Origin of the sequence: Sporolactobacillus putidus, from assembly GCF_014647035.1 — a bacterium.
Lineage (GTDB): Bacteria > Bacillota > Bacilli > Bacillales > Sporolactobacillaceae > Sporolactobacillus > Sporolactobacillus putidus.
The window spans coordinates 38,329-56,998 of record NZ_BMOK01000013.1; the positions used below are offsets into that span (position 1 = coordinate 38,329).

Consider the following 18,670-nt stretch of genomic DNA (forward strand, 5'->3'; position numbering starts at 1 on the left):
AACGGGCTGGAATGATGATCAAACATACAGTAAGAACAACTTTGTCATGCAATTCGCAGCGGGTATACTCTGAGCGTTGACGATCACGAACAGCTTATAGGATTAGGACGTATCATTTCTGATGGTGTATATCTCTTGGTGTTACTTTTGGAATGTTACAAGCCATTCATGCAAAGGAAAATAACGAACGGATTTAAACTGTTGCTTAGCACGTAATCCACATTAAAATTGTGCATGGATCTGATGATAAAAAAGAATAGAGGTCATTCATTTGGATGTTCACGTGTATACTCTAAACGCTTTTTCTAAAAACGTGAATGGGGGCAACCCTGCCGGAGTCGTTTTAGATGCTGATGTTCTTAACCTCGAGGATAAGCAGAAGATTGCCCGCCAGATTGGATTCTCAGAAACAGCCTTCGTTCAGCAGTCGGACATAGCCAACTTCAAATTGAGCTATTTTACTCCTAACCATGAAGTTGATTTATGCGGTCACGCGACCATTGCTACTTTCTCTTTAATGTTATTGAAAAAAAGAGTGCGTGTCGGCACGTACAGTTTGGAAACCCGCGCAGGTTTGCTGGAGGTAACTGTTGACGGGGATCACCGGGTTTATCTTTCTCAATCGCTTCCCACATTTTATGAACAGCCGGACAGAGAAGAGATCGCGGATTCTTTAAATGTATCTGTTTTGGAATTGGACAACAGCCTGCCCATAGAGATTGTGTCAACAGGACTTAAAGATATACTTGTTCCAATAAAAAGCGTGGACATTCTGAACAAGATTAAACCTGATTTTTCTCAGATTACTGAAGTGAGCAGAAAATATCACGTCGTTGGCTATCACTTGTTCACGCCTGATCCAAAAACCGGTGTGACCGCCTGCTGCAGAAACTTTGCGCCTTTGTATGATATTCCTGAAGAAAGTGCTACGGGCACTTCCACAGGGGCATTAACATGCTATTTATACAAATATGGAAGAATTTCAGAAGAGCCTGTGCGTCCGTTGATTTTTGAACAAGGGTACAGTATGAACCGCCCTTCATTAATCCTTTCCAAATTAACACACAAACAGGGTAGGGTTACCCGCATAGAAGTCGGAGGAACGGCTTCCAATTTAAACGAGCGAATCGTGATGATTTGATTTTTAGGCACATCAAATAGCAGAAAGGTCTGATCAACGATGGAAGAAGGAAAAATTATGATCAGAGAAGCGGAAAAATCGGATGCGGAGCCATTAATCACGTATCTAAACAAGATTGCCGCAGAATCTGATTTTTTGACATTCGGTTCGGCAGATAGCTCCATCTGACCATTGCAAAGGAAGAGTCATTGATTGAGAGCGTCCTGAGCAGAGAAAATGCATTGTTTCTGATCGCTGAATCCGGGGGGCAAATCGTTGGCAATCTGGACTTTTCCGGCGGTTCCAAATCCAGAACGGCCCATACCGGTGAATTCGGCATCAGTGTGCTGAAAGACTATTGGGGTGAAGGGATCGGCAAAGCGCTGGTGGCGGAACTTATCAATTGGGCACATAAAAATGACGTCATCAGAAAAATAAATCTGCGCGTCCGTACAGACAACGCGCGGGCAATCCGTCTTTATAAATCATTCGGTTTTGAAGAAGAGGGCACGATCAGAAGAGATTTTCTTATTGACGGTGTGTTTTACGATTCCTTGCAGATGGGTCTGCCTATCGATCCAAGCAATCCGCCCATATAAAGAAAAAATCCGCTCCGTATGCCATTGCTGTATGGCTGAAGCGAATCTCTTAGTCAATCATTTTCATACTCACACGCAGCTGTCCTTTTGCTGCTGGTTTTGTTTGCCTGCCGTCAGAGTCTGAAAGGGCAGCTATCTCGATTTCACTTTTTTATAAGCGCCGAATCCTTTAACGTGTCTTCGAACATTTCAATGTATTTTTCCGGTCTCCAGTCGGTACCCTCAACTGATGCGTTGTATTTAAACAGGAACCGGGAAGCAAGGGACAAGTCAATGGTCGCAGTGAACATCTCCGACTCGCTGGCGACATCATCCGTAAATTTATGCCCCGCAAAGTAATACGGTTCCCATGTTTTTCGGCTCGGCCCGATGATGCTGCTGCCTCCCCAGAAATCATTATAGAGATCCATGCCGCCCAGATTGGCAGACGCGATATAAATGCCTTCACGGATAACTCCGGCTTCAAGTGTTGTCGTGCCCAGGCCCTTGCCGTGGCATTTGGCGAGCGCCGTGCTATTGATATAGAGCCGGCAGCCTTTAGCGGCATAATAACGCATCAGCTCAGGAAAACAATAGGAATCATAACAGATGGCGCATCCGACGGGACCCCATGGCGTATCCAATATAAACGGTTTATCCCCCCGGGTCGCCCAATTGGGTTCCGGTGCCGGGAGATGCATTTTCCGGTAAGAACCGACCAATCCGTCCGGTGAAAAAACGGCCAGCGCATTATAAAGTTTTGATGGATCCGCAGTATCTTTTTCAGGCATGCCGAAAACTGCATAGATGCCGTACTTTTTTGTCAGATCGGCGATTTCATAAGTCGATTCACCTGGTATCGTCTCGGAAAGCTTAAACTGCATTTTTTCTTCGAGAGGTTTTTCAGTCTCGTCATCATAACCTGTCAGAGCCATTTCAGGAAAAACAATAAAATCGCTGCCCCGTTTCGCGGCGCTTTCAATGTACCCCTTAATGCGATTCAGATTCTTTTCCTTATCTCCCCAAACAGCGTTAAACGTGACAACCGACAAGTTCATAACGTCTTTGAACATTTTACCCCTTCTTTCCTTGGTAGATTTTATATATGTTTATAATATCACTATATTTCGAAACGTCAGTCTATTTGTAAGATAATTTTCCATAAAAAATAATCCGTTCTATGGCTGAAGCGGATCTATTGATAGAAAAGTTAGTGTTGTCACAGCTTGTGAGGAATGCAACCGTGTTTGTGCGAATAACAGAATGGCGGAGTATGGGACTGTGCGCTAGTGAATATCGCTTTTATAATAATCAAAAAGAGCCGTTCCGTCACAGAGAAACTTGAGTCAGCCTTTATCGGCCTTTTCATAGGCTTTCCTGGTTTCTTCATCAAAGCAAACCATCTGCACGTGTGCAACATGTTCTGAGCGGGCAAGAAAATCCCGGATGGTCTGAACGGCAATGGCAGCCGCCTGGTTCAATGGAAAGTGATAAACGCCCGTGCTAATGGAGGGAAACGCGACCTTTCGGCATCCGTGGGCGTCGGCCAGTTTCAGGCTGTTCAGATAACTGTTCCTCAGCAAATCGGCTTCATGGCGGCTGCCGCCCTGCCAGACCGGGCCGGGGGTATGGATCACGAATTTAGCGGGCAGACGATAGCCCTTAGTGATTTTCGCTTCGCCGGTTGCGCACCCGTGCAATGCCCTGCACTCTTCAAGGAGTTGCGGCCCGGCGGCTCTGTGAATTGCGCCGTCTACACCGCCTCCGCCGAGCAGAGATGTGTTTGCGGCATTGACAATGGCATCCGCTTTGACAGTTGTAATATCTCCAAGAATGATAGTGAATGATTTCAAGGATCAGGCCTCCTGTACATGATTAAATCTATTAAAGCACAGTCTCGATTGACGTTTAGAAACTAAGATTGATTTTATCCAGTTGCGGCATGGTTGAGGAAGATTGAGCCAAGAAGGAACTGAATCTTGACTGTCTGCCCAAAAGCAAAAAAACAGAACCGAAATTCAGAAGATCAGCCGAAATGAGAAAAAGTTCAACTTAATCCAGAAAAAGTTCAGCCAAAAATGATCAAAATTCGTTCTATGTCATGAAGTGAAACTTTGTCAAAGTTGCAAAGAAAGTTTCTCCATCTTACATTCAATGGTTACTTTAACTCACTCTCTTCAAATTTACCCGCAAAATCCGTGTTTACCTCGCAAACAGTTTTCGTTATGCACTAAGCAATTTTTGAGTACATATCCGGTAGCGAAAACAACGCCGATAATAATCGCGGCTGTGTTCGTTTTTGCCCCAACCTAAATGTTTCCAATCCCCTCCGTCGATCGGAAACATTTTTAAATCGGCTATTTATGCGTTAATCTTCATTGCGGCTTCAATGTTAACCAGCGTCATGTCTGTCGTACGGGCAAAGCGAATATCAGCGGCGCTTAATTCAGTGGCATCACCAATTCCGATGGATGTTTCGCCGGCGCCATTAATGGCTTGAATCCCGGCAGCGGCATCTTCAATCCCAATGCATTCTTCGGGCTTCAAGTGCAGCAGTTCAGCCCCACGAACATATATTTCCGGATCCGGCTTGCCCTTCTTCAGCTTCGACGGGTCGACAACTATTGGAAAATATTTTACCAGATCCAGCTTCTCAAGGATGATCGGCGAATTCTTTGAAGCGGATGCCAAACAAATTTTATAATTGTGGGCAGCCAAGTCTTTTAAGAACGCCGGGATTCCAGGTAATATATCTTCATCGGTCATTTTTCCGATCAGTGTTAAATAGTTGTCATTTTTTTTAGCGGCGAACCGGATCTTTTCTTCTTCGGTATAATCGTTTTCTTTATTGCCCGCCTTCAAAATCATTTCCAGTGAGTCCATACGGCTGATCCCTTTAAGACCATCCGCGAGTGCTTTTGTCCATGTCACACCGAGCTCATCGGCAAGTTGGTGCCAGGCCTGACCGTGATACTTGGAGGTTAACGTAATCACGCCGTCCAAATCGAAAATAAATCCTTTAATATCTTTAAAGTTTGCCAATCTATTTTCCCTCCTCATCTAATTTCTTCATAGTGATACTGTACGGTATAAACTTCAGCTTGATTCGCACTTAAAACGATGTCCCCAAAGCCTGGATGATGGATGGCATCCGGAAGTGTCTGTGCTTCAATCGCCACGCCATTATACGGATGGCTTGCTTCCCATTCCTTTGATTTTCCAATCACATCAGGATTTGCCGTGAACATCACGACACCATTTCGGTCGGAATAAACGCTGATTTGCCGGTGATCTGAGCGATCCCGTATCACAACAGCCGGCTGCTCCCGGTCGGCCAATTTAAAAGCATCGTCAAATTGTGTTTTACCTGATTCTCGCTGCAATTGCGCCAGGGCAGACTGCAATGTTACAGGCTTGGAAAAATCAAATGCTGTTTCATGGTTCTCAAGTAAACGACCGGTCGGCAGTTTTTGACCGTCGGTTTCGACGTGTTGACGGCTATTAATTTGCAGTTCATGGTTCATGATGGTTTCTTGGTCATTGCTTAAATTGAAGTATACATGCGTCATTGGATTGAAAAGTGTGTCCGCATTGCTTTGACCGTAAAATTGAATCGTGACTTTGTCCTGATTGTCCAGAATGTAAGAGATTTTTGCCTCAATATCTCCCGGAAAACCATCGTCTTGAGTTGTAATCTTTCGACTGAATGTAACCTTCACAGCATCATGGGAGCTTTCCGTCGCGGCTTGCCAGTTCCAGCTGGAAAAGCCATGGTCACCGCCGTGAATCAAATTCGGCCCTTCGTTTGCTGAAACATGGTACTTAACGTTGTTAATGGTGAAGCACCCGTTCTTAATCCGGCCGCCCACGCGGCCAATGGTGTGACCGACATGAAATGGATTCGTCAGATAAGAGTTGACGTCATCGAATTGTAAAATCATATTGTGCAATTTATCATCTTGATCCGGGACCATAAATCCCTGCCAGGTTGCTGCATAGGACATACAGACGACCTGCACTTGGTGATCGTTTTCCAATGTATATTGCATAATTGGCTCATCGGCAATTGAACCAATCACAGCTTTGGAAATTTTCACGATGCCGCCTCCTTAACCATTCTCTATCCTTCAGGTATAATTTCGGAATGAATCCATCAGAATACCTGTCGTCATCCAGTATTCTGATGGATTAAGCCGTCACTGTTTCCGGCCCCAGTTGAACATTTTGTCCTTTAACATCAATAGTGAGCGGTTTGCCGGAAACTAATGTCAAGTGTGTTCCATCACTGCCAACAGAGACCTGAACAACCCGTCCGCGGAAGTTGAGCCGGAATCGGTATCCGCTCCATTTCTTAGGTAAAAATGGGGAAAAGTGTAATTGATCATGGCGGACGCGCATACCTGCGAAGCCTTGCACGATCGCTAACCAGCTGCCTGTCATTGATGTAATGTGCAGTCCGTCGGCAGTATCGTTATTGTAGTTATCCAGATCCAGCCGGGATGTCCGTTCATACATTTCAACGGCCTTATCTTCGTAATGCAAGTCGGCGGCTAAAATCGAATGAATGGAAGCCGACAAACTTGATTCATGAACAGTTAAGGGTTCATAGAAATCAAAGTTAGCTTTCTTTTGCTCAGGTGTGAAGTCATCGATAAAGTCCCAGATGCCTTGAAGGATATCCCCTTGCTTGATAAATGCCGATCGCAAAATCTTATCCCAAGACCAATGCTGGTTAATGGGTAATTGATCAGCGGGAAGCTCGCTGACCGGCTTCAATTCTTTATCCAGGAAGTCATCGTCCTGAACAAAGATGCCAAGTTCATCGTCCTCCGGCAGATACATTTTGTTGATGATATCTTGCCAATGCTGCTTTTCTTCATTAGAAACGTTTAGTTCAGCCGCCTGTTCAGGTGAAACATCATCCAAAATTTCAAGCGTGTATTTTAATGTCCATTTTGCGAGATAGTTTGTGTACCAGTTGTTATTGACATTGTTTTCATATTCGTCAGGTCCGGTAACACCGTGAATCATGTACTGACCTTTGCGTTGCGAATAGTGTATCCGATCTGCCCAGAAGCGGGAAATTTCGGTTAGGACCTTGCTGCCTTCGTTCAATACATAGGATTTATCACCGGTATAACGGGTGTAGTTGTAAATCGCAAATGCAATATCGCCGTTCCGGTGAATTTCTTCAAAGGTGATTTCCCATTCGTTGTGACATTCAATTCCATTGAAAGTCACCATCGGATACAAAGCACCCTTTAAGCCTTGTTCCTTAGCATTGACATAAGCACCATCAAGCTGTTTGTAACGGTACATTAACAAATTACGGGTAACTGAAGAATCGGTAACCCCTAAGTACATCGGAATGGCGAATGCCTCGGTATCCCAATAGGTGGCACCGCCGTACTTTTCACCGGTAAAGCCTTTAGGACCGATATTCAAACGATCATCTTCACCATAGTAAGTGGAGAATAATTGGTACAGGTTGAAGCGGATTCCTTGTTGCGCAGCATCGTCGCCGTCAATCTCAACATCGGATTTTTCCCAGCGTTGCGCCCAGACTTGTGAGTGAGCAGATTGCAGATCAGATAACTTTTCTTCGGCAATTTTAGCCGCTAATTCGTGCATGGCTTGAATTAAGCTGGGCTGATCCTCGTAATCGCGTGAAGTAACGACAACAACACGCTTTTCGAAGTAAGCTGTGCCAGCCGGTGCAAGTTCCTTACTGAACTGGTTTTGAACGGCCGATTCTAATTGATTCGTCTTTTCAGGCATCAAATCGGTTTTGTTGACCATTTCATCACCAACGATAAATCGAGGAGTGCCGAAATTATTTGCTTTGGTTATCGCAACAATTTCGCCTCTGTTTTCACTTTGTGATTTATCCAGTATTTCCCAGAAACGTTCACCGTAATTTGCATCTTCATTTTTAACATCGGCATCAATTTGGGTGTTAACGGTCAATTTAAAGCTTGTTGATCCCGCATTTTCAAATTGATAAGCATCTACAAATAATTCCTTTTGTGCGGCGCTGACAAAGCGATCAATGGATACTTTTAATTTGGCGTCGTCTTTTTCGAGCATAAATTCACGAGATAGGATGGAACGTTTCATGTCCAGCCTTAATGTAAAATCGCCGATCGAATCAGTGGCCAGATCAATGGGCTTATCGTTTATAAATACGTTTGTCTTAATAAAGTTAACAGCGTTGATCACTTTACCGAAGTACTTTGGATAGCCGTTCTTCCACCACCCGACACGTGTCTTGTCAGGAAACCAGACGCCGCCGATGTAAATACCTTGCAGTGTGTCGCCGCTATAATTTTCTTCAAAAAACCCCCGCATGCCCATGTAGCCGTTGCCAATGCTGGTCATGCTTTCCTGAAGGCGTTTGTTTTCTTTATCCAGTTTATGGGTAACGACTTCCCAGGAATCAATATCAAAGATCCGTTGCATAGTGCGATTCCTCCTCATATGTCCGTTTTGAATGTTCTTATATGCCCTTATATTAAATGCAACCGGTTGCACCGTCAAACGGAATTTAAAACGGTTTCAACTGACATTGCCGTAAATATAACAGACCAGTTCTCATTTAATATTGCTGATTAACTTATTCTGCATAGGTTTCTTTGACGATTGAAACAGAGAATGCGCCGATAATGAGCAAGACACCTGAAAGTAAAATCATTGTCGGCATCGATGATCCGAACGCTGGAAATAAGGCAAAGCTTGCGCAGGATGCAATAATTTGCGGTAAACAAATGCTTCCATTGAACAGTCCGAGATACGTTCCCATATTCTCGCTCGACAAAGCATTGGTCAGGATCGTGAATGGGAATGTCATCATAGCTGCCCAGGCTATACCGATCAAGATAAATGAAACGATCAATGCCCATTGATTATGAATGAAGAATACTGAGCCAAAGCCGATACCGCCTAGCAATAGGCTGAAGGCATAAGCTGGCTTCCGCTTATCGTTTGGCATGCGCGACAAGGCAAGTGACCACAAAACGGCTGCAAATGAATACACAGCTGATAAAATACCAAACCAGTTCCCGGCGTCTTGATAAGCTGCGCTGGTTGGATCGACTGTCTGCCAAACATTCTTAGCAACGGCACCTGCGCCGTAAGCCCATAAATACTGGAAGCCCATCCAGCAAAAGAGCTGCACGACGGTGACTGTCCAGAAAACTTTTGGTGCATGGACAAGCAGCTTGAAAATGTTGCTCTCTCTGTGAACGTTTTCATCAGTAATCCCATGATAAAATGCATACTCAGAAGGTGAATATTCCTTAACCTTTAATACCGTAATTAAACTGCAGACAATTAAAATAACTGCCCCAGCATAAAATGAAACAACAACTGATTGCGGTACAATCCCTTTTGGTGCAGTATTTGACGTGCCCAGCACGGTTAAAACGAAGGGGAAAATGCAGGCCAGAACAGCACCGCTGTTAGAGAGAAAGCTTTGAATTGAGTAGGCAAAGCCTTTTTGTTCCTCGTTAACCATATCGCCAACCATCATTTTAAACGGTTGCATAGCAACGTTCGACGATAGATCCATAAAAAGAATCGTGACGGCTCCAAATGTCAACGCTGTCATTGATCCAAAACCAAAACCAAAACTGCCGGAATTAGGCAACAGGCACATGACCATGACGGCAACAACGGCTCCGATGAGCAGATAAGGGATACGGCGGCCAAGTTTTGGTACCCACGTGCGGTCGGAAAAATAACCAACTAAGGGTTGAACAACTAAGCCTGCCAGCGGAGGCAAGATAAAGAAGAAACCGAGTTTAGTAGGATCTGCGCCAATTGTCTGGAAGATACGTCCCATGTTTGAACTTTGCAATGAGAATGCCATTTGCACACCTAAAAAACCAAAACTAATCATCCAAATCGTACTGACCGGGAGACTTGGTAATAGTTGTCCGGTGTTTTTTACATCGGCCTTAGCGGATTGTTCTTGATACATAGTTTTTTCTCCTCCTCATCATAATGTGACAAAATAGAACAAAAATACCTTGAAAAGGATAATGTTCTTTACTTGCATAATCTATTATGTAACGGCTTACAAAATAATGCAACCGGTTGCAAGCAAAAAAATTGAAGATTTATTTACAAGGAGACAGTCGATTGTATCAAAAAGCAAACAAAAAAGCAGCCGATTCGTGGTTTAGGCGAAATAACTGCACGATTAGCGGGACAAATCCGCTGGTTAAATTTTATTAGTTTCGTTCGATGATTTTATAGGGTACAATCATTTTTTCGAAAGGTTCATTTGAATCCTGCTCGAGTTGCCGAATAATCAACTGTGCGGCTGCGTTACCAAGTCGTTTCGGATAAATTTGCACGGTGCTGATTTTCGGTTCGGCAAATTTAGCAAATAAAGAATCGTTAAACCCCATCAGCTCAATTTGCCTTTCGGGGGCGATCCGCTGCACCGCTTTTTGCACTTGAAAGGCTAAAATATCATCACTCGCTAGGATGGCGGATACATCCGGGCGGCACTGCAGAAATTCCTTGATCTTTGCGTCAAAACTTTTACTGCTTAACTCCAAATCGTACCCGTCAAGCGCACTGCGGCGGATGGCTTCATGAAATCCGCGCAGCCGGTCTGTTTGTACCAGCTGGCATCTGCTGGTAAATGCATACCCTAAATGACGATGCCCCTTGCTTATCAAATATTCCGTTGCATCCAGTCCGGCATTGATATTATCGTTGTCCACATAGGGGATGCTATTGGGACTCGCATAGGGCTTGCCAATCATGGCATACTTCACTTTTCGTTGCTGCAAGTATTTCAAAATCGGATCATTTTCTACAGAATACAGCAAAATGAACTGCTGAATCTTGCTGTTTTCAATCATTACTTGGATGTTGTTCTTCAGCTCTTTAACCGTACTGCCCATCACAACCGTGATAAAGATATGCCTCGGGTTTAATTCTTGATTAATTCCCTCAATTAATTCGGTATAAAATGGGTTTTGATACAGATCGCCCTTATCCACCGGGAAAACAATACCAACCGTATTATTGGCGTTAGTTGCTAAATTATGAGCAGTGAAGTTTGGGACATAGTTCATTTTTGCTGCAATGAGCTGCACTTTTTCCCGGGTGGCAAGGCTGATCAGCGAACTGTTCCGCATGGCACGCGATGCCGTCGACGCGGACACACCGGCACATTTTGCCACATCTCGAATGGTTACCATCAATGCTCCTCCTCGAAATCATAGCTCTTATTATATCATTCACCGGCAGGATTTTATGCAACAGTTGCATAAAAATTTTCAATGAATGTTTTATAAACGGCTTCCGACAAACGGCGGCCGTGCAGGAACTACTGTTTCAAAAGGGATTTTAATGAAGAGTGCCCAGCTAAAAAAACTGGGCTTCACAGGAAATGAAATTGAAGGAGAAAGAAATAGCGCTCCCGTTATCCGGAAAAACTTCTGTTTCCTTGTTAAAATACAAATCACGTCGGATCCGGACTTGACCAGTCATTTTAGCGCGTTAAGACTGAATCAGCAAATAGTTGTCATCCTTCAGCTTTTTGCTTTTCTTTTTCAGTTTGGCCAGCTTTTCTGTTAGATCCAACACACTGGTAAAATCCTGGCTTTTCGCGCGGATTCCGGCTACAGAAGCAGTAACCAGTGAAAATTTTTCAATAACACCCCAGCGGTTTTCGGCGACAATATACCCGTTCGCTCTGTCGGTTGGGTTGTAATAGTGCAGGACTTTTCGACTAAATTCTGAGCTGACATGGCTGCAATAGCTTTTCAGATCCTTGTCATCGAGAATGACCACGAAATCGTCACCTCCCACATGCCCGACAAACTGGCCGGGAGGGAGATGGAGTACAAGGATATCGGCAAGAAGCTTAATTACACAATCCCCGTTTTCAAAACCGTAGATATCATTGTATTCCTTAAAGTGATTAATATCGAGGTAAAGAATGCCAAAAGTCTTTTTTTCAGAAAGACACATTCTTATTTTTTGTTCAATCACGAGATTTCCAGGAAGACCGGTCAGCGGATTTTCATATTTTGCCTTGACGACTTCTATCTCCGTTGTCTTCTGCAGCAGGTCCTTGATGGTCACCGTTCCGAGATAATTATCATTTTTAGTTACGACGATGAAATCGTAAAGCTTTTCCTGAGGCCGTGACATGGCCATCCTGGATACTTCATTAATCGGCATCTGGTAATCGACCGCAATAAAATCGGTGTCCATGAGCAGCGATACCGGCTGGTTCTGATACAGGCTGAACCCGAATCGTCCGCTTAGCTGCAAAGTCAGATGTGATTTAGTGATCATGCCGATGATACGCTCGTTTTCTACGACACAAAATCCAAAGGCATCCGGATTTGCCTTTAATTTATTAAAAATATCCTCGACTTTCGTATCTTTCGAGACAACTTCAGTCGGTGTGCAGATATTTGAAATGTGGCTGTTCGCGCTTGGCGTTCCAAAAACGTTGTTTTTTCTTTTATGGCAATCAGTGATCATCCTTTTAATAGCGGCATCAATATCCTTGATCTGTTCATCCGGTTTCTGAAGAAAGTACCCCTGAGCATAAGGTACACCCAGATCAATCAGAATCATCAGTTCTGACTGTGTTTCAATTCCCTCGGCGATCAGACGAATATTCGACATGCGGCAGAATTCAGTCATGCCTTTGATCAAAGCAAAATTCAGCCTGCCCAGATCAATGTTATGGATCAGGCGCCTGTCCATTTTAATGTAATGCGGGTGAATGGTGTTTATCAAATTTAATCCCGAATACATCGCCCCCGCATCATCGATCGCGATGTGGAAATTCTCCGCTTTAAAATGGGCGATTGTTTTTCTGAATTTATCAATATCCGCAATGGAGTTGCGCTCCGTAATTTCAAGAACGATCTGCTCGGGCTTAAGGCTGTATTGTTTTAAAAAACGACTTGTAAATCCAAGTTGGAACTGATCATGATTGATAATGAGCGAATTGACGTTAAGAAATAGTTTTTTATCAAAAGTCAGTTTTCCGCTGATAGTCTCCAGGGTTGTTGTTCGGCATAACTGATCCAGTTCCCGCAAACGATTATATGTTAACGCCGCGTGAAACAAATCTTCGGGATTCGCCAAATCCGTTTGGCAAATCACGCGGCTCAGTGCCTCGTAGCCGTGGATCTCCCCGTTACGCAAAGAAACAATCGGCTGGAAAACCGTTTTGATATGTTTTCCACTGATGATTTTATCCAATTCTCTGACAATTTTCTGCTCCATAGTTCATTATTCCCAGGCTTTCCCTATATTTCTAAGTAAATTATACCTTAGTAAGCAAGATTTACTAATACAAAAGATATTAATTTTGTGTAAATTGCAGGGATACTTCGGTTGAGAGGAATGATAGGGTAGATGCGGGAAAATGACATCTAAGAAGAATATAACTCATTCCCTTGTAACTTCACGTTTTACTTTATGTTCGGATTGCAGAATGATATGCCACCAGTATACCGCTAATGTGACCAAGGTGAGCATGAATCCGCACAAAAATGGCAAGTACTGTTTTTAAAGAGCACGCTGAAAATAATCCATGTTAAGTACACTAACGGTGATTTCAGCACCTGTAATATGAGCATTTTTCTTTGGATAAGCGATCAATATGCCCAACATTGAGTAGATGAATAAGGCTGATCCTATATCAAAGACGATGACAAAGAAAGTTGTATCCAGTTCCTTCAGGATAAACAGTTCCAGCAGTGCGGTTATTAAATGAATACCTACAATACTTAAAAGCAGGACAGATGTTGATCCGGCAAAGGCGAAATGAGTAGATTAAAAGTTTTCATTGATTGACAGAACAACAACCCAAAACATATCAAAGATTAAAAAAACGGAGTTGCTCAGGTTCTCTTCCAGAAAACGATTGGCATAAACCGTCTGATAGGTCCATATCGACCAAAAAACAAGCACCATCATCAAATACTCGGCCAGATTGATCAGAGGAATGGTATGGTTGCTGACCAGATGCAGCACTTCGGTTATACGGCTGATCGCATAAGCAAATATGAGATCATAAAATAATTCCAGCATACTGACTTCTTTTTTACCGATGATTTTTTCTGCAACGTCTTCACCCTCCATATCGGTGAGTCACCTGAAACAGTTCCCATCTGAATTAATATTTACTGATAATTCCGCTAGTTCATAATCCATCATTGTCTATTTTCGTAAAGGGCGATATAATCTGCCGCGCGTCGATATATCTTTGCGAAGAGCGATATAATCTGCTGAGCGTCGATATATTTTTGTGAAGAGCGATATAATCTGCTGAGCGTCGATATATTTTTGTGAAGGGCGATATAATCTGCCGCGCGTCGATATATTTTTGTGAAGAGCGATATAATCTGCTGAGCGTCGATATATTTTTGTGAACGGCGATATAATCTGTTGAGCGTCGATATATTTTTGTGAAGAGCGATATAATCTGTTGAGCGTCGATATATTTTTGTGAAGAGCGATATAATCTGCTGAGCGTCGATATATTTTTGTGAAGAGCGATATAATCTGCCGCGCGTCGATATATTTTTGTGAAGAGCGATATAATCTGCTGAGCGTCGATATATTTTTGTGAACGGCGATATAATCTGTTGAGCGTCGATATATTTTTGTGAAGAGCGATATAATCTGTTGAGCGTCGATATATTTTTGTGAAGAGCGATATAATCTGCTGAGCGTCGATATATTTTTGTGAAGAGCGATATAATCCGCTGAGCGTCGATATATTTTTGTGAAGGGCGATATAATCTGTTGAGCGTCGATATATCTTCGCGAAGGGCGATATAATTCGCTGAGCGTCGATATATCTTCGTGAGGGGCGATATATTCCGCTCTGAATGAGTTAAAGGGATACTCAAATAATCTTTTTGCTTCATCACAGAGGAAAAACAGTGTACTCAGCGGTAGTGCTAAAATCTCGGAGGTCTGCTAAGCAGAACTTTTGCTGCAGAAGGGTCAAAAGTAGTGATTCAGTCAAGCCGGCGAACTGCGTCCTGAGATTTCGTTAACAAGTCAACAACACAAGATCATCGTCCCGCTGCCGCCCACATTGAGCAGTCGGTATCGGTGAAAAGCCTTGACTCAATTCTGATTATTCACACTTATTGATTTCAGGCCGTTTACTGTTGATTCTCAAACGTTTACTAACGATTCCCTGCACTTTACTGACGATTTCAGGCTTTTTGCTCCTGCGTGCAGATTGGGAACCAGCCAGATCCGCCCGCTTCTTCATCATTTAGTGAAAAATCGGCTTCCGACTATTGAAATGACAGTTAAACGGGTTCTATTGTCGCCGAATGAAGAAAACTCCGCCCCTTTTCCAACGGTTTGTCCCATCCAATTGAGATTTGACACGCGCATGCGGTACAATCCGTTAAGTGAAGGACATGCCCCCTTACTTTTTCATTTGACGCTCTGAATTCCAGATGTACGGACAGAATAATGCCGGATTTTCGGGAGAAACAATGCTGCAGATTTCGCTCGTTTCTTTTTTTGATACGGGTCTATTGAAATACTGAGACAGCCATTTCTCCATATGTGTATCGAAAAGCACCGAGCTTTCCTCCGTATTTTTAAATGAATAATGAAAATCCATTGATAATATCAGAAATAGAAAGTTTACTTTTTTGTCGCTGATTCCTGAAACTTCTTTGACAGTCGAGACAAAGGCATGATAATCCATAGAACTTCTCAACATGTCAGTTGCAGAAGCATACTTGTTTTCTATAATCGCCGACAGTGAAAAAATATAATCGGCAATCTTTTGAGGGAAACGGTGAAGCGCCGGTTTTTAAGCAATCGCATTTTTGACTTTATCAATATTCCTTGAAATCCATTCCGGATTAAGATGCTCCATCCCGATTCTCTTGCCAAGTTCATAAGGCAGATTCCAAGCAACCTCCATTTTTACCGACTGATCGGCAACGATTGCAATCAGCAGGGCAAAACTGTCATTTTCCACTAATTGTCTGCTGCCTGGAGACATATGAATATGATTCAACAGGGATTCAGGCTAATTCTTCTCAAAGCTTTTCCTGAGTTCCTCTAATTCACTGGATGGGATTGTAATATTTTCTGATGGTTCATTCGTTTTCACGTCATTTCCTCCGCTCGTGGAGTTTGTTCAAGTCAGTAAGGAATAAATCATCTAAGATAAAATCGAATGATTAGCCGGGTGTACGGGTTCAGAAATCGGCTTAAAATAACAGCCTTCGCGGATAAATATTGGCCGTCCTGGGAATAAGTCGGTATTCGCGGAAAAATATCAGCCGTCCTGGGAATACATCGGCCGTTCTGAGAATATATCGGTCTTCGCAGGAGTTAGTTTTATTATACAAATCTGTCATCAATACCGGTAAATTTTTGCCGGAGATTGTTCTTTAACCGCCGATCCGATCTGGCATCAGCGAAGCGTAAGAAAAGTGATGAGTACAAACAGCAACCAATAGGGAAACCAGAGCACCGCATACAGGGAAACGGCCAATGCCGATTTCCAGTCATGCGGTCTTTGGGTGGCCAAACGGGACATAAAGCCCATATAAATCACCGCAGATAAAATAGCTATCCAGAAAAATCCTTTGGAAACCGATCCGATCGGTATGTGCAGCAGAGAAGCTGCTCGATAGGGCTGGAAGATCATAAACGTCAGTACAAACAGAAGAAAACCGTACAGACAACTGAATAAGTTCAGCTTAAGTAATGATTGTCGGCGCATGACGTTTCATCGCTCCCTTCGCTTGTCTAGAAATAAAAAATGATCCGTCTCATATCCTCACCCAAGTGCTGAGACGGGTCATTCTTCAATGATTCAATTTCTGCACTGATTCCGCTCAATGCGGATATTGCCTGATCGAACCGTCTGATCTGATTGCAGTCAGATCGGACGGTTTTGATTTTACGTATTTTCTGACTTCATTATACACATTTTCTGGGAAAATAAAAATGGGTCGAATCCTTACTGATTTTGTCTGAAAGCCGTTCCGTGGTTGCGATATCGGCTGGTGTCCATTTTAATGAGTCCAAGGTTTTCTCTTTTCAGCCATAGGAGTTTTGAATGTTCATGCACTTCAGGGAATCCGGCTGACAGCAGTATAATAAAAGAAATCCGGAAATCATGGGTAAGTCTTTAAGTTGAATTTGATTTTGCATCATACGCATCGACATAGGGAGTGCTCGATTTGAATTTAAAAAACTTTGAGAATGAAATGGACCCGATTATTCTTGCGCGCGGTTTGGATTATTACAATTCGGGAGATGTGGAGCGGATAGAGGAAAGGGAGCCGGATCATTACGAAATCTCGGTTTCCGGGAGTTCGGATTATTCGGTGGAGGTTGAACTGGATCAAGACACCGAAATCGTTGGAACGTCCTGCGACTGTCCGTACGACTGGGGTCCGTACTGCAAGCATCAGGCAGCGGCTTTTTACGCACTCAGAGACAGGTCGGATAATCAGAGAAAACCTGAGCCGCGCAAACGTAAAAAGAAGACCGAGCCTGATCTGTATGAGGAATTAAGCCATCTGTCAAAAGATGAGCTGCTTTCGATTATTATCGGCCTGGCTGATGAAAATAAAGAAATCAAGGATAAACTGCTCTTTCAACATGCCCCTGAGGAATCACTTCTCAAGAAAAGTCGCAAACTCGTTGCCGGCTCCATCCGGCGGGCTGAAGGAAGGGACGGTTTTATTGAATGGAACAGGGCAGATCAGGCGCTTGAGGGCGCCAATATGGTTCTTGAGCAGGCCCGGAACGAGCTGGATAATGGAAGAAGCGAACTTGCCGCTTCATTGTGCCTGGTCGTACTCCCGGAAGTGGTGGACATGCTGCAGTACTGCGATGACTCGGATGGCGGGCCGGGAGAGGTCATTGATCAAAGCCTGAATATGCTGGCTGAAGCCGTTTCCTCTGCCAAAAACAGCAGCCAGTCCGCGAAAAGGGCTATGTTTAATAAAATAATGAAAGAGCTGCAGAATGAGCGGTATGACGGCTGGTCCGACTGGCGGAATCAAATGCTTGACGCCCTGATCCCATTGTGCCGTATCGACAGTCTGAGAGAGAAATGGGAAGAAGCGGTTGACCGTCTGATTGCGGTGCCCCAAGAGGATTCATGGAGTCTGCATTATGAGAGGGAGAGGCTGCTCTATCTCAGGCTGGAATTGCTGGAATCTCTTGAAGAGAAAGAAGCCGCACATCAATTTTTATATGAACATATCCGGTTGGCCTCTTTCAGGGAGCGGGCGATTAAGCTGGCAGCTGGCCGTGACGACTGGAAGGAAGTGCTGAGGCTCTGTGAGGACGGCGAAGAGTCGGACAGGAAAGGCAGTCCGGGATATGTCGAGAGATGGATGAAATACCGGCTGCAGGCATACACGCATCTTGGAAATACGGACGGTGAAAAACAGCTGATGCTCCGCTTTTTGTACACAGGCGACTACAGCTACTACGAACCGCTCGCCGGTATGTACGCACCGGATGAATGGAACAGGGTCTCAGAAGAAATTATCGCTCACTTCGAACAGGGCTCGTATCTGCCTGCGGCCTATGTCAAGATTCTGATTCATGAGAAAAGGTACGAAAAGCTGCTGAGTTATTGCAAGAACCATCCATATGAGATTGAAAATTTGCATCCGCATCTTTCGAAAATCTATCCGGATGAAGTCAAACGAATTTTTACAGCAACCATCGAAAATGGAGCTGCGGGCAGCAGCAACCGTAGCCAGTACCGGCAGGTCTGCTATAAAATCAAAACGTTCAAGAAGGCGTGCGGAAAACGGGCAGCAGATGCCTTAATCCAAAAATTGAAGCAGCAATACGCTCGCAGGCCAGCTTTTATCGATGAACTGAACAAAGTCAGATAAACGTAATGTCTTCTTCATTTCATCACCTCAAATAAATCTGGAACATGTACGATTATACGCCTTAGACGAGT

Annotated in this window: 16 protein-coding genes; 4 read left to right on the top strand and 12 right to left on the bottom strand. The window is 43.8% G+C overall.

Translation table 11 applies throughout. The features are described 5' to 3' along the window. Positions 1-271 precede the first annotated feature (271 nt). The 3 genes from IEX81_RS13130 to IEX81_RS13135 are packed head-to-tail and all read left to right on the top strand — an operon-like array spanning position 272 to position 1,719. A complete protein-coding gene (locus IEX81_RS13130) occupies positions 272-1,141 on the top strand; it encodes a PhzF family phenazine biosynthesis protein (protein ID WP_188804065.1) in 870 nt (289 codons plus the stop codon). 39 nt (positions 1,142-1,180) lie between these two features. After that, positions 1,181-1,309 carry a hypothetical protein gene (locus IEX81_RS16730; protein WP_268239363.1) on the top strand — a complete coding sequence of 43 codons (129 nt, stop codon included), beginning with the start codon at positions 1,181-1,183 and terminating at the stop codon, positions 1,307-1,309. Positions 1,310-1,329: 20 nt separating this feature from the next. After that, positions 1,330-1,719 carry a GNAT family N-acetyltransferase gene (locus IEX81_RS13135; RefSeq protein ID WP_229727618.1) on the top strand — a complete coding sequence of 130 codons (390 nt, stop codon included), beginning with the start codon at positions 1,330-1,332 and terminating at the stop codon, positions 1,717-1,719. 143 nt (positions 1,720-1,862) lie between these two features. On the opposite strand, the gene IEX81_RS13140 is transcribed toward IEX81_RS13135, so the two are convergent. The 12 genes from IEX81_RS13140 to IEX81_RS13195 all read right to left on the bottom strand — a co-directional run bounded on the left by IEX81_RS13140 (position 1,863) and on the right by IEX81_RS13195 (position 16,456). Next, the gene (locus IEX81_RS13140; protein ID WP_188804067.1) at positions 1,863-2,771 is read right to left on the bottom strand and encodes a carbon-nitrogen hydrolase family protein; all 909 of its coding nucleotides are present in this window, start codon (positions 2,769-2,771) and stop codon (positions 1,863-1,865) included. A gap of 273 nt (positions 2,772-3,044) precedes the next feature. After that, on the bottom strand, positions 3,045-3,551 hold the full coding sequence (locus tag IEX81_RS13145) for an O-acetyl-ADP-ribose deacetylase (protein WP_188804069.1): 507 nt from the start codon (positions 3,549-3,551) through the stop codon (positions 3,045-3,047). Positions 3,552-4,059: 508 nt separating this feature from the next. Beyond that, positions 4,060-4,740, bottom strand: a complete 681-nt coding sequence (gene pgmB, locus IEX81_RS13150; protein WP_188804071.1) for a beta-phosphoglucomutase — start codon at positions 4,738-4,740, stop codon at positions 4,060-4,062. Between the two features lie 14 nt (positions 4,741-4,754). After that, positions 4,755-5,795 carry an aldose epimerase family protein gene (locus IEX81_RS13155; RefSeq protein ID WP_188804073.1) on the bottom strand — a complete coding sequence of 347 codons (1,041 nt, stop codon included), beginning with the start codon at positions 5,793-5,795 and terminating at the stop codon, positions 4,755-4,757. Between the two features lie 91 nt (positions 5,796-5,886). Beyond that, a complete protein-coding gene (locus IEX81_RS13160; RefSeq protein WP_188804075.1) occupies positions 5,887-8,157 on the bottom strand; it encodes a glycoside hydrolase family 65 protein in 2,271 nt (756 codons plus the stop codon). Positions 8,158-8,311: 154 nt separating this feature from the next. After that, on the bottom strand, positions 8,312-9,676 hold the full coding sequence (locus IEX81_RS13165; protein WP_188804077.1) for an SLC45 family MFS transporter: 1,365 nt from the start codon (positions 9,674-9,676) through the stop codon (positions 8,312-8,314). A gap of 253 nt (positions 9,677-9,929) precedes the next feature. Continuing rightward, a complete protein-coding gene (locus IEX81_RS13170) occupies positions 9,930-10,913 on the bottom strand; it encodes a LacI family DNA-binding transcriptional regulator (RefSeq protein ID WP_188804079.1) in 984 nt (327 codons plus the stop codon). Between the two features lie 301 nt (positions 10,914-11,214). Beyond that, a complete protein-coding gene (locus tag IEX81_RS13175; protein ID WP_188804081.1) occupies positions 11,215-12,966 on the bottom strand; it encodes a GGDEF domain-containing protein in 1,752 nt (583 codons plus the stop codon). Between the two features lie 552 nt (positions 12,967-13,518). Further along, positions 13,519-13,827, bottom strand: coding sequence for a low temperature requirement protein A (locus IEX81_RS13180; protein ID WP_188804083.1), 309 nt, complete (start codon positions 13,825-13,827; stop codon positions 13,519-13,521). A 71-nt stretch (positions 13,828-13,898) separates the two neighbouring features. Continuing rightward, positions 13,899-14,600 carry a hypothetical protein gene (locus IEX81_RS13185; protein WP_188804085.1) on the bottom strand — a complete coding sequence of 234 codons (702 nt, stop codon included), beginning with the start codon at positions 14,598-14,600 and terminating at the stop codon, positions 13,899-13,901. A 932-nt stretch (positions 14,601-15,532) separates the two neighbouring features. Further along, a complete protein-coding gene (locus IEX81_RS13190) occupies positions 15,533-15,703 on the bottom strand; it encodes a hypothetical protein (RefSeq protein WP_188804087.1) in 171 nt (56 codons plus the stop codon). Positions 15,704-16,144: 441 nt separating this feature from the next. Continuing rightward, on the bottom strand, positions 16,145-16,456 hold the full coding sequence (locus tag IEX81_RS13195; protein WP_188804089.1) for a hypothetical protein: 312 nt from the start codon (positions 16,454-16,456) through the stop codon (positions 16,145-16,147). Positions 16,457-16,919: 463 nt separating this feature from the next. Between IEX81_RS13195 and IEX81_RS13200 the strand changes: the two genes are divergently transcribed. Continuing rightward, the gene (locus tag IEX81_RS13200) at positions 16,920-18,599 is read left to right on the top strand and encodes an SWIM zinc finger family protein (protein ID WP_188804091.1); all 1,680 of its coding nucleotides are present in this window, start codon (positions 16,920-16,922) and stop codon (positions 18,597-18,599) included. Positions 18,600-18,670: the final 71 nt, after the last annotated feature.

What these genes read in the sequence shown, in the direction of transcription:
- IEX81_RS16730 (WP_268239363.1), top strand. Translation starts at nt 1,181, where the DNA reads ATGGAAGAAGGAAAAATTATGATCAGAGAAGCGGAAAAATCGGATGCG.
- IEX81_RS13140 (WP_188804067.1), bottom strand. Translation starts at nt 2,771, where the DNA reads ATGTTCAAAGACGTTATGAACTTGTCGGTTGTCACGTTTAACGCTGTT.
- IEX81_RS13160 (WP_188804075.1), bottom strand. Translation starts at nt 8,157, where the DNA reads ATGCAACGGATCTTTGATATTGATTCCTGGGAAGTCGTTACCCATAAA.
- IEX81_RS13165 (WP_188804077.1), bottom strand. Translation starts at nt 9,676, where the DNA reads ATGTATCAAGAACAATCCGCTAAGGCCGATGTAAAAAACACCGGACAA.
- IEX81_RS13170 (WP_188804079.1), bottom strand. Translation starts at nt 10,913, where the DNA reads ATGGTAACCATTCGAGATGTGGCAAAATGTGCCGGTGTGTCCGCGTCG.
- IEX81_RS13175 (WP_188804081.1), bottom strand. Translation starts at nt 12,966, where the DNA reads ATGGAGCAGAAAATTGTCAGAGAATTGGATAAAATCATCAGTGGAAAA.
- IEX81_RS13180 (WP_188804083.1), bottom strand. Translation starts at nt 13,827, where the DNA reads ATGGAGGGTGAAGACGTTGCAGAAAAAATCATCGGTAAAAAAGAAGTC.
- IEX81_RS13195 (WP_188804089.1), bottom strand. Translation starts at nt 16,456, where the DNA reads ATGCGCCGACAATCATTACTTAAGCTGAACTTATTCAGTTGTCTGTAC.